Genomic DNA, 12,035 nt, shown 5'->3' with positions numbered 1-12,035 from the left:
ATGGTACTGCACTCGGGAGGGTGTGGGAGAGTAGGACACCGCCGGACTTAACGTGATAGGAAAGGCCCACCCCTAACAGGGGTGGGCCTTTTCTGCGTTTACGTGGCATCATGACGCGATGCATCGTGTAGCCGGCGTGGGCGGTGGGTAACAGGTGGTTGTGGCTGTCCGAGTAGGAGCGTTGGCCGTCGCCGTGGGGCTGATGGCAGGGTGTTCCGTGGCCGATGGCGGCGGGCGGGACTACAACCCCGACCATCAACCCGGCTACGTGGCCCCCGACAGCGACCTCCCGGGCTCCCCCGGGCCGGCGCCGACCTGGCCCGGCGGCGGGACCGGGCTCGGGCTTCCCGGCATCGGCCAGGCCGCGCCCAGCGAGCCCGACCACGTCGTACACGGCGGCACTGTCAAAGCGGGCAAGCCGGCCACGTTTGCGCTGGTCAACGCCGCCACCGTGGTCCGCGTGGACGTCGGTGATCTGGGCACCGACCTCTACCGGGTTTCCACGCCCGCGGATTCCACGGTCGTGCCGAAGGTCAAGGCCGACGGTTCCGCCGTCGTCGCGGAGCTACGTGACACCGGCCGCGACGGGCCCGCGATCGTCACCGTTGTGCTCAGCGACGACGTGCGCTGGGGCGTCCGGCTCGCCGGCGGGGCCAGTGATCAGACGGTCGACCTCACCGGCGGGTCCGGCGGAGACGTCGACTTCGTCGCGGGTACCAGCCGGGCCGAGGTCATGCTTCCCGCCGCCCGTGGAACGCAGCGGGTCACCGTCGCCGGCGGTGCGAGCCAGCTGCTCGTACATCTGACCGGCACCGCGCCGGTTCGTGTCGCCACCGGCAGCGGGGCGGGCGACGTCACAGTGGACGGACAGACGCACTCCGGGGTCTCCGGCGGATCGGTCTTCGTCGCACCGGGCTGGGACACCGCAACCGATCGGTTCGAGGTCGACGCCACCAGCGGGGTTTCGTCGCTGACAGTGGCCCGCAGCTAGGAAGTTGGGTGAGGGCACCGCGACCGCGGCGGCCGGCCACGTGGTCCGGCTGAGTGCCCGGCAGTGGATTGCGGACTAGATTCCGACGACCTTGCCCGGGTTGAAGAGGTCCAGGGGGTCCAGGGTTCGCTTCAGCGCCTGCATCATCGACAGTGCGGGCGGCTCCAGCTCCTGCCGTATGCCGGCGCGTTTCAGCAGGCCGACGCCGTGTTCGCCGGTTACCGTGCCGCCGAGTGCGATCGCCTCGGTGAGTATCTCCTCGAAGGCCTCCTGCGCTGCGCGGCGGGCCGCCTCGTCGCCGGCCGGCGTACGGATCAAGGGGTGCAGGTTGCCGTCGCCGGCGTGGGCGATCGTCGCGATCGCGACCCCGTGCCGGGCGGCGATCGCCTGGATCGACGCCAGCATCGCCGGCACCGCCGACCGGGGCACGCAGACGTCCTCGGTCAGCACCGGACCGAGCCGCTCCATCGCCGGATAGGCGAGCCGGCGGGCGGCGAACAGCGCCTCCGCCTCGAATTCGTCCGTGGATCGTTCGGCCCACTGTGCGCCCGCGTCCTGGAAGACCCGGGCCAGCGTGTCGGCCTCGTCGTGGCCGGCCTCGCCCGGCGTGTCGATCTGGGCCAGGAGCAGGGCCTCTGCCGTCGCCGACAGTCCCAGGTGTTTCCACTCCTCGACCGCGCGCAGGCAGGCCTGGTCCAGCAACTCGAGCGTGGTGGGCAGCAGGCCGCGACGGGTGCACGCCGCCACCGCGTTCCCCGCCGCCACGATGCTGTCGAAGGCGCCGACGACGGTACGGGGCGCCGCGGTGCGGGCGGGGCGCAGGCGCAGCGTGATCTCCGTGACGACGCCGAGGGTGCCTTCCGAGCCGACGAGCAGTCCGACCAGGTCGTACCCGGCCACGCCCTTCGTGGTGCGGCGGCCGACGCGTACCGCCGTACCGTATGGGCCCGCCGGGCCGCCGACGACGGCCTGCAGGCCGAGGACGTAGTCGCGGGTGACGCCGTATTTGAGGCAGCAGAGGCCGCCGGCGTTCGTCGCCACGTTGCCGCCGATGGTCGACCAGGGCGCGCTCGCCGGGTCGGGCGGGTACCAGAGGCCGTGCTCGGCGACGGCCGCCTTGAGGTCGTCGTTGACGACGCCGGGCTGGACGACGGCGATCATGTTGTCGGGGTCGATCTCGAGGATCCGGTTCATCCTGGACAGGTCCAGGATGAGGCCGCCGTCGACCGCGTTCGCGCCGCCGGACAGGCCGGTGCCGGCACCCCGGGCGACCACCGGGATCCGCCGTGCCGCGCAGGCCGCGACGACAGTGCCCACCTCCTCTGTCGTGCGGGCGCGGACCGCGCCGACCGGCCTGCCGGCGGGCGCCCACTCGGCGTCGTCGTGGCTGAGCGAGTCGAGCACGTCGGCGTCGGTGATCAGGTCTAGGCCCGGCAGGTCGGCAGCGAGCGAACCACTCATGGCCGGCCGCACTCGAGGATCACGGTCACGCGCGAGGTCGACATGCCTCTGACCCTACGACGATGCGGCATGATTGCCGGGTGGCCGAGGGCTATCTGAAGGGCCGGATCCGTCGGGAAGACATCATCACGACGGCCGTCGGCGTCTATGCCGAGGCGGGGTATCGCGCCTCGTCGCTGCGGGAGATCGCGCGGCGCGTCGGCATCACGCACGCGGGTCTGCTCTACTACTTTCCGACCAAAGAGGCGCTGCTCGCGGCGGTGTTGGAGCGTCGCGACGCGGAGGACACCGAGCGTGAGCGTCTCTCGGTGCCGCCCGGGCTCGACGCCCTGCGCCGGCTGATCGCGCTCGCCGGCTACAACGTGCGGCATCCGGGGATCGTGGACGTGTATTCGCGGCTGGCGGCCGAGGCGGTCGCGGCCGAACACCCGGCGCACGACTACTTCGAGCGGCATTACGCGACGGCGCGGCGCTACGTGGTCGACTCGTTCAGGGTGCTTGCCGCGCGCGGCGAGCTGCGCGAGGGCGTCGATCCCGAGTTCGCGGGGCTGAACCTGGTGGCGTTGATGGACGGCCTGCAGGTCCAGTGGCTGTCCAACGGCAGCGCGGTGGATCTCGTCGGTGCGCTGCGGTTCTACCTGCAGGACCTGCTGACCGTCCCGTTCGATCAGGGACCCTGAAGCGTTCTCGCGTACGGGTCCCAGTCGGGCGCGAGCGGGGGCGGCACCTCGACCGTGCTCTGCAGCAGCACAGGCCGCCCGTCGGCGATCGACTCCTCGATGGACTGCATGGCGTCGAGCACGTGGAAGGCGAGCGCGCCGGAGGCCCGTTCCGGCCGGCCGGAACGGATGGCCCGGGCCATCTCGAGCACGCCCGTGCCGCGCGACGCCGAATGACCCTCCGGCGCCAGTTCGATCCGGTCCGGCAGGTGCAGCACCGTCCGGCCGTCGAAGCGGTTCGGATCCGGGAGTACGGCGGTGCCGAGCGTTCCGGTGATCTCGAAGACGCTCCGGGGCAGCGCCGAGTCGAAGCTGAACATCGCCTGCGCGGAGCCGCCGCGCTCGAACTCCAGCAGCGCCGACACCGTCGTGGCGACCTCGACCGCGAACGCCGTACCGGATCGGGGCCCGGACCCGATCACCCGGGTTTCCCGGGCCCGGCCGCCCGTCGCGGTGACCCTGCGAACCGGGCCGAGCAGGTGAACGAGTTCGGTCAGGTAGTAGGGGCCCATGTCGAGCAGCGGGCCGCCGCCGGCCCGGAAGAGGAACTCGGGCGCGGGATGCCAGCTCTCGGGACCGGGCGATTGGAAGAGCGCGAGAGCCGTGAGCGGCTCGCCGATCCGCCCGGCCTCGATGGCGCGCCGCGCGGTCTGCAGGCCGGCGCCGAGCACGGTGTCCGGTGCGCTCGCGACGCGCAGGCCGAGTTCGTGGGCGCGATCGAGCAGCTTGCGGGCGGACGGCCGGTCCAGGGCGAGGGGCTTCTCGGCCCAGACGTGCTTGCCCGACTCGAGGGCCGCCAGGCCGACCTCGACGTGGGCGCCCGGGACGGTGAGGTTCACGACCAGTTCGATCCCGGGGCGCTCGAGGAGTTCCCGCACGCTTCCGGAGGCGGGGACGCCGTACCGGGACGCCTGGGCCTCGGCCCGGGCGACGTCCAGGTCGGCGACCATGTCGACGCGAAGGTCCGGAAAGCTTTTGAGGTTCTTCAGGTACGTGTCGGAGATGACGCCGGCGCCGATGAGTCCGACGTGGACGACGCTCACCGCGCCGCCCCTCGCAGGCGGCGGAGGCTGGCGGCGAGGCCGTCGAAGATGTCGTCGTGGCGGTCGAACTCGACGACGCGCAGGGCGTTCGGCGCCGCGTCGAGCACCTCGTCGAGCGGGAGTCGGCCCTGCCCGGCCGGAACCTGGCCCGAGCCGTCGAGGGCGAGGCCACCGTCCTTGACGTGGATGGCGCGTACGCGATCGCCGAGCCGGCGCAGGAGCGCGGGGGCGTCCGCACCGCCGGCCACGGCCCAGTAGGTGTCGACCTCGAGCACGACGGCGGGATCGAGGTGCTCGGCGAGGACCTCCAGGCCGGAGCGGCCGTCGGCCTGCGCGGCCGGCTCCCACCAATGGTTGTGGTAGCCGACGGCGACGCCGTGCTCGGCGGCGACCTTGGCGGCGTCGTTGAGCGCGGACGCGGTGGCGGCGATGTCGGCGGACCGCTGCCAGCGGGCCTGCTCGACCTTGGGTTCGATGACGACGGCGATGCCCAGCCCGGCGGCCGCGGCGAAGACGGCGTGCCGATCCACGCCATCGCCGAGCAGCGCGGCGTGTGCGGTGGGAGCGGTGAGGCCGTTGCCGGTGAGGCCGGCGCGCAGGCTTTCGACGTTCTCGAGGATGCCGTAGGGCTCGACCTGGGTGAAGCCGATCTCGGCCAGGCGGCCGAGGGTGCGGTCGGGGTCGGTGGCGAAGGCGTCTCGGACTGAGTACAGCTGGACGGATAGCTCGTTCATTCCTACCTCCCGTCCTTTTCTACCATCTGGTCGAAATTCGCGGGAACAACGAAACGGCCGGGCGCCCCCGCGGGGATGCCCGGCCGTTTGCCGTTTCTCTCAGGCGATTCCGTACGCGCGGTAGATCATCACGTCCGTGTAACCGCCGCTGGTGTACGTGGCCCGGGCCCGCAGCGAAACCGCACCCGATGCGGGATTGGGTACGAGCGCGATCCAGGTGCCGTTGATCTTCTTGACCTTCACCGCGCGCCAGGTCTTGCCGCTGTCCGACGACATCTTGACGCTCATCGACTTGAGCTTGGGATCCTTGCCGCGCTTGGCGTCCGGGTCCTGGGTGAAGCGGTTCAGTCTGAGCAGGACGCTGGTGGTGCTGCCGCCCTTGGCCTTGTTCCAGTTGTTCAGGCCGGCCGGGACCATGGTCAGGGAGGAGACCTCGGCAAGCGCGCTGCTGTTCGGCTTGATGTAGAAGCGGAAGCTGACGGCGCTCCTGGCGGAGAGCAGGCCGGCCGGGTAGGTGATCTCCGGGTAGTACCGCGACGCCGTGTTGGTGAGCGTGTACCAGCCGGCCTTCTTCACCTTGTATTCGAGGACCGTCATCTCGGGCTCCCAGCCCCGGTCCCTCGTCGTCTTGACCGTCTTGCCCTTGTAGACCAGGGTCGCAGTCGCCCTGTCGCCGCCCTCGCCGCCGGTGTCGTTCCGGGTGAAGTAGGGGTCGGTGAACATTTCGTTCATCATGAACGAGACCCGGCCGTGGATGGTGGTCGGGATCTGGGTGCCCGGGCCCCAGGCGGCGTTGTGGAACCGAACCGAGTAGGACTTGCCCGCGGCGACCTTGCGCTCGGCGAAGTAGGTGCCGATGTTCCAGGACTGGTTGTCCTTGGTGATCGCACCGGAGTTCGAGCGGATGTGCCAGGAACCGGTCGAGAGCCGCAGCTTCGTGCTGGTCGGCTGATCGGTCGACCACAGGCCGGAGTACATGTCGTCGGCGCACCCGCGCTTGATCGGCTGCACGGCCACATCGGCGGTGTTCGAGCCGGCCGGGCCGCGGCGGGACACGACCGAGACCGTGGCGAGCGAGGAGCGGCTGAACGTCCGGCTCGGGCTCGTCGGCACGCCGGTCGTCTGGTGCACGACCGCGTACGCGTCGGTCAGGCCCGAGCCGTCGCTCCACGTGCCGAGCGCCGCGAAGGCGATCTTCTTGGAGGTGGTCGGGATGGCGTAGATGGTGTCGCCGTAGGCCTCGACGTCGTAGTTCGCGCCGTCCGACTTGCTGCAGATCCGGGCGAAGAGGTTGCGAGAGGAATCGGCCGGTGCCGGGCTCACGGCGAGGGCGACCCGCTTGCCCTGGCGGGCGTCGATGGTCAGCTTCGCGGAACCGGAGACCTTGACGGACTTGCCGCCGAGCGTGGTCGCGCTGCCGGTGGTGATCGCGGTGATCACGACGTAGCTGCCCTTGGGCAGCTTCTTCTTCGTGCCGCTGCGGATCGGGTAACTCGAACTGGTGGCGAGGTTGACCGCGGTGGCCGCGACCTTCACCTTGACGCCGGCCCGGTTCACGATGGTGAGGGAGAGGGTGTTGGTCGCCGCGACGGCTGCGCCGCCGGTGCTCAACACCAGGGCCGGGACCACGGCGGAGACGGCCAGATATCGCCCGAGGCGGGCACGGCTGAAGAATGAAGACATGGGGGTTTCCCCTTGCTCGGAGGGGGTGATGCCGGCCGTGTACCCGGCCCGGCATAGCGAAAGCTGCTCGCGATCATGCCACAGCCGCACCCGCGGCACTGTCCCGTACAGACCGGCCCCAGAGGGCGGCGGCGTATCCCGTCGCGAGACGGACGGCCGCCGGCCCGTACGGCGAATGGCGCCCGGCCCAAGGGCCTCGGGTGGCCTGATGGCGCGCGGGCTGCTAGCTCAATGGCAGAGCTGAGGACTTAAATCTGCAGCAATCACCGCTTCCCTCTATTCGGAGCGTAGCGACCCGGGCACGCCGAATATTGGCAGGTCAGCCCATGCCTTGCGCTGGGTGATCGCGTGGAGATCGTCCAATCCGGAATCGGGTCCAGGGACCGTGCGTCAATTCCGTCCAGGATCTGAAACATCCGAGCAGCCACGGAGCACCCACGGAACGTCTGGACCGATCCAGTCACTCGGTGTCTGGTGGGTCGGCACCGTCGCGAAGGTTGCGATGCCGTCGTGGTAGATGAGGGCGTTGCCGATCGAGCGTCCGAGGTGCGCGTGTGCGCCGTACTAGGAACCTCGGACCGGGTCGTCGAGCGCAGCGGCGTCGGTCTCGTCCATCAGTGGCTCACCATATTTCGGTCCCGTGCGCTATGTCCTTGGACTCTGAACTCGGCGGGCAGGCGCCATGGTGCGCGGGATGGCCGGACGACGTGGATGCGGGGTGCGGCAGGCCGGTTGCGACGTGCGGGGTCGGCGGCCTGGAACCACTGCCGGCAGAAGAGGTAGATCAGCGCGAGGTCGGTCAGGTCGCCGCCGTAGTACATGAGTTCGGCGCCGGTGCGGGCGTCAGCGGGTAGGACGCCGGTCCAAGGGTGACCGTAGAGGTGTTTGGCGAGGATGGCGTGCGCGGCCAGGAAGGCGATCAGGGCGGCGATCCTGGTTCGTCGGCCGGGCCGGTGCGGGGCGGGGTCGACACCGATGACGGCTGCCGTGAAGAGGTATCCCGCGGCGAGGACGTGGAAGTGGACGGCCATGTGGATCCAGGCATGGTCGCGCATCGCACCGTAGAGGCCGGTGGTGTAGAGCGCCCACAGGCCGCCGCCGTTGAGGGCCGCGGCTGTGAGCGGGTGCGTCAATACCCGTGCCGGCCGGCTCGCCAGTACATGGGACAACGTGCGGGCTCGGGCGACGGGCAGTGCTCGCAGGGCGAGGGTGACCGGTGCAGCCAGGACGAGCAGCAGCGGCGCGGTCATGCCAAGCAGAAGATGCCCGGCCATATGCGCGGTGAAGTCGTGGTGTGCGGCGTCGGCGAGGGGGCCGATCAGAGCGGCCGCCGCGGCCACGAGTCCCGCGATCCAGCTGGCAGTCCGCTCGGCCGGCCACCAGCCACCCCGGCGACGTATGACCACCGCGCCGGCCAGGTAGCCGAGCGCGGCGGTCAGCAGGACGACAGCGAAGACCCCGGAGATGCCGGGCATGGGTTCCATCGGTCAGGCGGGTCGGCGGCGGGCTCGGAGCAGCAGAATCGTGCCGGCGACGATAAGCAGGACGGCTGTGATGTTCCACGTCCAGTCGTACGGGGTCAGGTCGACGTCGTAGCGGATCTGGTGCAGGCGCATGGCCTTGTGCTGCAGGGTGCCGTCGTAGAGCTGGAAACCGCCGGTGCCGAGCAGCAGGCCGCCCCACCACAGCGACCGGTGGAAGGAGCCGCGGCGTCGGAGGTCGGCGAACAGGAACAGTGCCGCGATGGTGGCGAACCAGCTGAAGGCGTGGAACAGGCCGTCGGAGATCAGTCCGGCCGCCGGCGTGCCCTTGTCGTAGAAGTGGTGCCAGTGCAGGATCTGGTGGAAGACGACCTCGTCGACGAACGCGGCGATGCCCAGGCCCAGCAGAACACCGGAGAGCACATTACGGCCGGACAGGGTGGTCGCTTGGTGCCCGCGGGCTTCCACGGGGGTGGGAGCTGACATCGAAGTTCTCCTTATGGTGCCGGGATGCCCGACATTCCCGGCACCTTCGGGGATAAACTTCTGGGATGATTCTGACGGCCCCCGTGGCCCCGGTCGGACGCCGCGGCCAGCGCCGGGGCAGACATGACTGGTGTGTGAGCCGCCCCGACTTCTTCGGACAGGCTGATCTTCACTGAGTTTCATGGAGTCGGTGGTTGGATTTCTATGCCCTGCCGTCCGTGTTGAAGGATTTCACGACCTCACCAACAGTCAGTTGCCTTCACTCATCTGCCGCGCCGCGGGCGCCAGCTTCCGGCGAGATGTCACGCTGCGTGTAGTGGCTCGTGGCGGCTGGGCGCGCGCTCTTGCCGAGTTGAGCGCGTCCTGTCGTGTCACCTGTCCGCGCTGATGAGCCAGCACGGACGATGCTGGCCTGCATCAAGGACGGTCAACCGGCCCCAAGTTTGGTCTTCTACATTGCTACCTGCGGAGCGAATTGGTGCGGTGGCCGTTGCCGCTGCTACGCGCCACCAGGTCCTTGCCGAGCGGTTCGGCCAGGCTGCCCTAGGGCGGGTCTCATTTGGTGATCTTTTGGAATCGGTGGTAGCTGAGCAGGGCGCATGCGAGGTCGGCGAAGCCTTGGAAGTGGTCGGCTTTGCGGTCGTAGCGGCGCACGAGTCGCCGGTTGCGGGTCAGCCAGGACAGGCACGACTCGACGATCCAGCGGTGCCGGACCAGCCGGGTGGACGACTCCACACCCTTGCGGGCGATCCGCACCGTGATGCCGCGCCGGTGAACTTCAGCGCGGAGCGCTTTTGCGTCGTAGGCCTTGTCGGCGTGCAGTTTGTCCGGGCGGTGCCGGGGCCGCCGCGGACGGGGATGATCGAGTCCAGCAGGGGCATCAGGAGGTGGCTGTCGTGGGTGTTCGCGGCCGAGATCAGCACGGTCAGCGGGATGCCGGTGCGGTCGCACAGGACGTGGATCTTCGAGCCGGGTTTGCGGCGATCGACGGGGTTTGGGCCGGTCAGGTCGCCCCCCTTTTCCGCCCGGACGTTGATCGCATCGACCACGGCCCTCGACCAGTCGATCTTCCCGATCTCGCCGAGTTGGTGCAGCTGTTGTTGGTGCAGGCGAACCCACAGGCCGCTGGCGGTCCATTCGGTGAACCGGCGGTGGGCGGTGGCCCGGCTGACGCCGAACATCGCGCCTGGAAGCTTCCACCACGAACAGCCGGCCTGGGTGAGGTAAACGATCGCGGCGAATACCCTCGGCGACGTCCACCGCCCTGCCGGCGCCGAGGCGGGGCAGGGATCAATGGGTTCAGCGATGTCCCAGAGATCGTCCGGCGCCTAGGTCCGGATCATGTCTTCGATCACGAATCAGAGATCATGCCGCAGACCAGCCACCATCCAAATGAGACACGCTCTTATTGTCGGCCCGGCTCGCGCGGTGGCCGCTTGCGGCGAGGCCTGGCCGCCACGTGCCGGCGCCCCGGCCGACGCGGGTACCGGCCGCGACATACGAAGCAAGCACCTCGCGCAGGGTGCCCGCGTTCTTCTCGGACAGATCAATGGTGTAGTTCCAGCCGTCCACCGAGAACGTGACGGTCTCGGTGGCGACACTCCCATCGATATCATCGATCAGGGTTTCGACAATCCGCTTCGCCATATGTCCCTCAAGTGTTCGATGACGGGCGACCGTAGCCGCTTACCGCACTATTCCGTGTTGAATACGTGTCACCCTAACGGGGATCACCACAGCGAGCATTGTCAGGCCGAGGCAGTCACCGACGCCCGCGCGGGTGGTAATTCCTTGGCTCTGGCTCACTCCTGACGGATTCTTCACGGATGGTGACGATCTGCCGCGCGCGGAGCGCGCGGGACTGTCAACGTCCGGTAGGGCTGGGCATACCTCGCGGCCGGTGGCTGGCTGTAGTGATCCGCGGCGCCGGCGCTGGTCTACTCGTCGGCATGCGTATTCGTATTGCGGCTCTGTGCCTGACCGCTGCCGCTCCACTCTTTCTGGCCGCGAACGTCGTCGTTGGACTCCGCTGGGAGCGGCCGGCGTTCAGCTGGGCCACCAACAACATCAGCGACCTGGGCAACGTGACCTGCGGCGTCTGGGACACCACCCGGCCCCGGTACGTCTGCTCGCCGTGGCACGACGCGATGAACGTGGCTTTCGTGCTCACGACGGTGTTGCTCGTCGCGGGGCTACTGCTCAGCTGGCGGCACTGGGGCGCGGGACGGGCGGCGCGCTTGGGCCGGTCCATGATGCTGCTCGGGTCGGCCGGCTTCGGCCTGGCCGGGCTCTTCCCCGCCGACCGCCACGAGAACATGCACCTGCAGGCGGCCCTGCTGATCTTCGTGGTCGGCAACATCGGGCTGCTGGTCGCCGGCCTCGCCCGGGGCGGCCGGCTGCGGGCAGTCACCCTCGCTTTCGGGGTGCTGGGGGTGACCGGGACCGCCTTGTTCGCGGCGCAGCTGGACGCCGGGATCGGCGTCGGCGGGATGGAGCGGGTGGCGGGGTTGACCCTGCCGGCCTGGGCCTTCTGCGCCGGCGTCTTCTTGCTGAAGGCGAACGGCCATGCGATGACACTGCAGCCCTTCAGCGCCGACCCTCGAGTCATCGCCCGGCCGGGCAACCGCTAGCGGCTGTTCGCGCAGGTGAACCGGGGGCAGCAGCGGCGCGTTCTCAGCGCCGACATCTTTACCGCCGTCCCTCAGGGTGTTGTCCCAGGCCAGGCGTGGTGGCGGCTCGTCCCCCGAGCGTATCGACGGCTGTCCGCACCGGCGAGCGAGCGCGACTTGGCGGGCTGCCTGGGTCCAGTCGGCCTCCGCAAAAGACGGCCAGCGCCAGCGCCCGGACACGGTTCGCGCCGCCGGCTCAGCGCGCGGGTCGCCGGCCGGTAGGTCCGCCACCTGGCGTTGATTGAGGGCGTGCGCCCGCGGCGACGGCACGCCGCAGCCGGGAGAGACCGCCGAGCTGGCAACCGTACGCTTCCGGACTTGGATCTCCCGTTCGCTGTCGCTGACATTCTTCACCCGTACCGCATCCGGGCGCGGATCCGCTCCACCGCGTTGACACCGGCGAACCTGCTGCTCGGACGCTCCACGTACGGGCTCGCCATAACCGCCGCCCAGACGATCGCCGCCGACCGTCAGGAGGCCGTGGTTTGGTCGCGAATTCCGAGATTTTCCGGCACCAGAGGTCGTTGAGTTCGGCACCAGCAAAATCTCGCCGATTTCGATGTTCGCGAGTTTGGGAGCCACCTCGGGCGGGGTCGGGACACCTGTCGTCGGCCAGCGATCGCTTACGCACGGTGACGGAAGGCAGGACGCGCCTTTGTCTGCGGCATGAGCGGATATCCGATCATGGTTGAGGAGAGTGGTCGGACTTTGAAAGGTGTCGGGCAATGCGTCAACCCATGACCGTGCTGGTGTTCCTGTTCCGGCGGG

General features: G+C 69.4%; 11 protein-coding genes and 1 pseudogene. 4 read left to right on the top strand and 8 right to left on the bottom strand.

The window, feature by feature from the left end; all coding sequences use genetic code 11:
- Window positions 1-217 precede the first annotated feature (217 nt).
- Window positions 218-991 (top strand): hypothetical protein, encoded by a 774-nt coding sequence (locus AB0F10_RS40325; RefSeq protein WP_360638206.1) that lies wholly within the window; start codon window positions 218-220, stop codon window positions 989-991.
- A gap of 75 nt (window positions 992-1,066) precedes the next feature.
- Here AB0F10_RS40325 and AB0F10_RS40320 read toward each other — a convergent pair whose 3' ends face one another.
- The gene (locus tag AB0F10_RS40320) at window positions 1,067-2,452 is read right to left on the bottom strand and encodes an FAD-linked oxidase C-terminal domain-containing protein (protein WP_360638203.1); all 1,386 of its coding nucleotides are present in this window, start codon (window positions 2,450-2,452) and stop codon (window positions 1,067-1,069) included.
- 80 nt (window positions 2,453-2,532) lie between these two features.
- On the opposite strand from AB0F10_RS40320, the gene AB0F10_RS40315 reads away from it, so the two are divergent.
- The gene (locus AB0F10_RS40315) at window positions 2,533-3,132 is read left to right on the top strand and encodes a TetR/AcrR family transcriptional regulator (protein ID WP_360638200.1); all 600 of its coding nucleotides are present in this window, start codon (window positions 2,533-2,535) and stop codon (window positions 3,130-3,132) included.
- Here AB0F10_RS40315 and AB0F10_RS40310 read toward each other — a convergent pair.
- From AB0F10_RS40310 to AB0F10_RS40280, 7 genes and pseudogenes are all read right to left on the bottom strand, one after another.
- On the bottom strand, window positions 3,120-4,214 hold the full coding sequence (locus tag AB0F10_RS40310) for a Gfo/Idh/MocA family oxidoreductase (RefSeq protein WP_360638197.1): 1,095 nt from the start codon (window positions 4,212-4,214) through the stop codon (window positions 3,120-3,122). The genes AB0F10_RS40315 and AB0F10_RS40310 overlap by 13 nt on opposite strands.
- Window positions 4,211-4,948: a sugar phosphate isomerase/epimerase gene (locus AB0F10_RS40305; RefSeq protein WP_360638194.1), complete on the bottom strand. Its 738-nt coding sequence runs from the start codon at window positions 4,946-4,948 to the stop codon at window positions 4,211-4,213. Before AB0F10_RS40305 ends, AB0F10_RS40310 begins: the two co-directional genes overlap by 4 nt.
- A 99-nt stretch (window positions 4,949-5,047) precedes the next feature.
- A complete protein-coding gene (locus AB0F10_RS40300; RefSeq protein WP_360638191.1) occupies window positions 5,048-6,631 on the bottom strand; it encodes a hypothetical protein in 1,584 nt (527 codons plus the stop codon).
- A gap of 614 nt (window positions 6,632-7,245) precedes the next feature.
- On the bottom strand, window positions 7,246-8,115 hold the full coding sequence (locus AB0F10_RS40295; protein WP_360638188.1) for a cytochrome c oxidase assembly protein: 870 nt from the start codon (window positions 8,113-8,115) through the stop codon (window positions 7,246-7,248).
- 3 nt (window positions 8,116-8,118) lie between these two features.
- Window positions 8,119-8,598: a DUF2243 domain-containing protein gene (locus AB0F10_RS40290; RefSeq protein ID WP_360638185.1), complete on the bottom strand. Its 480-nt coding sequence runs from the start codon at window positions 8,596-8,598 to the stop codon at window positions 8,119-8,121.
- A 555-nt stretch (window positions 8,599-9,153) separates the two neighbouring features.
- Window positions 9,154-9,905: pseudogene (locus tag AB0F10_RS40285) on the bottom strand (IS5 family transposase).
- Between the two features lie 58 nt (window positions 9,906-9,963).
- Complete coding sequence (locus AB0F10_RS40280; RefSeq protein ID WP_360638182.1) at window positions 9,964-10,245, bottom strand: Lsr2 family protein; 282 nt, start codon at window positions 10,243-10,245, stop codon at window positions 9,964-9,966.
- Between the two features lie 302 nt (window positions 10,246-10,547).
- On the opposite strand from AB0F10_RS40280, the gene AB0F10_RS40275 reads away from it, so the two are divergent.
- Together AB0F10_RS40275 and AB0F10_RS40270 are read left to right on the top strand one after the other, a co-directional pair.
- Window positions 10,548-11,228, top strand: coding sequence for a DUF998 domain-containing protein (locus AB0F10_RS40275; RefSeq protein ID WP_360638179.1), 681 nt, complete (start codon window positions 10,548-10,550; stop codon window positions 11,226-11,228).
- Between the two features lie 357 nt (window positions 11,229-11,585).
- Window positions 11,586-11,795, top strand: a complete 210-nt coding sequence (locus tag AB0F10_RS40270) for a hypothetical protein (RefSeq protein WP_360638176.1) — start codon at window positions 11,586-11,588, stop codon at window positions 11,793-11,795.
- Window positions 11,796-12,035 lie beyond the last annotated feature (240 nt).

It is taken from the genome of Actinoplanes sp. NPDC026623, from assembly GCF_040638275.1.
Classification (GTDB): Bacteria; Actinomycetota; Actinomycetes; order Mycobacteriales; family Micromonosporaceae; genus Actinoplanes.
The sequence above is the reverse complement of the archived record's forward strand: the minus strand, read 5'-3'. Positions and strand labels throughout refer to the sequence as shown.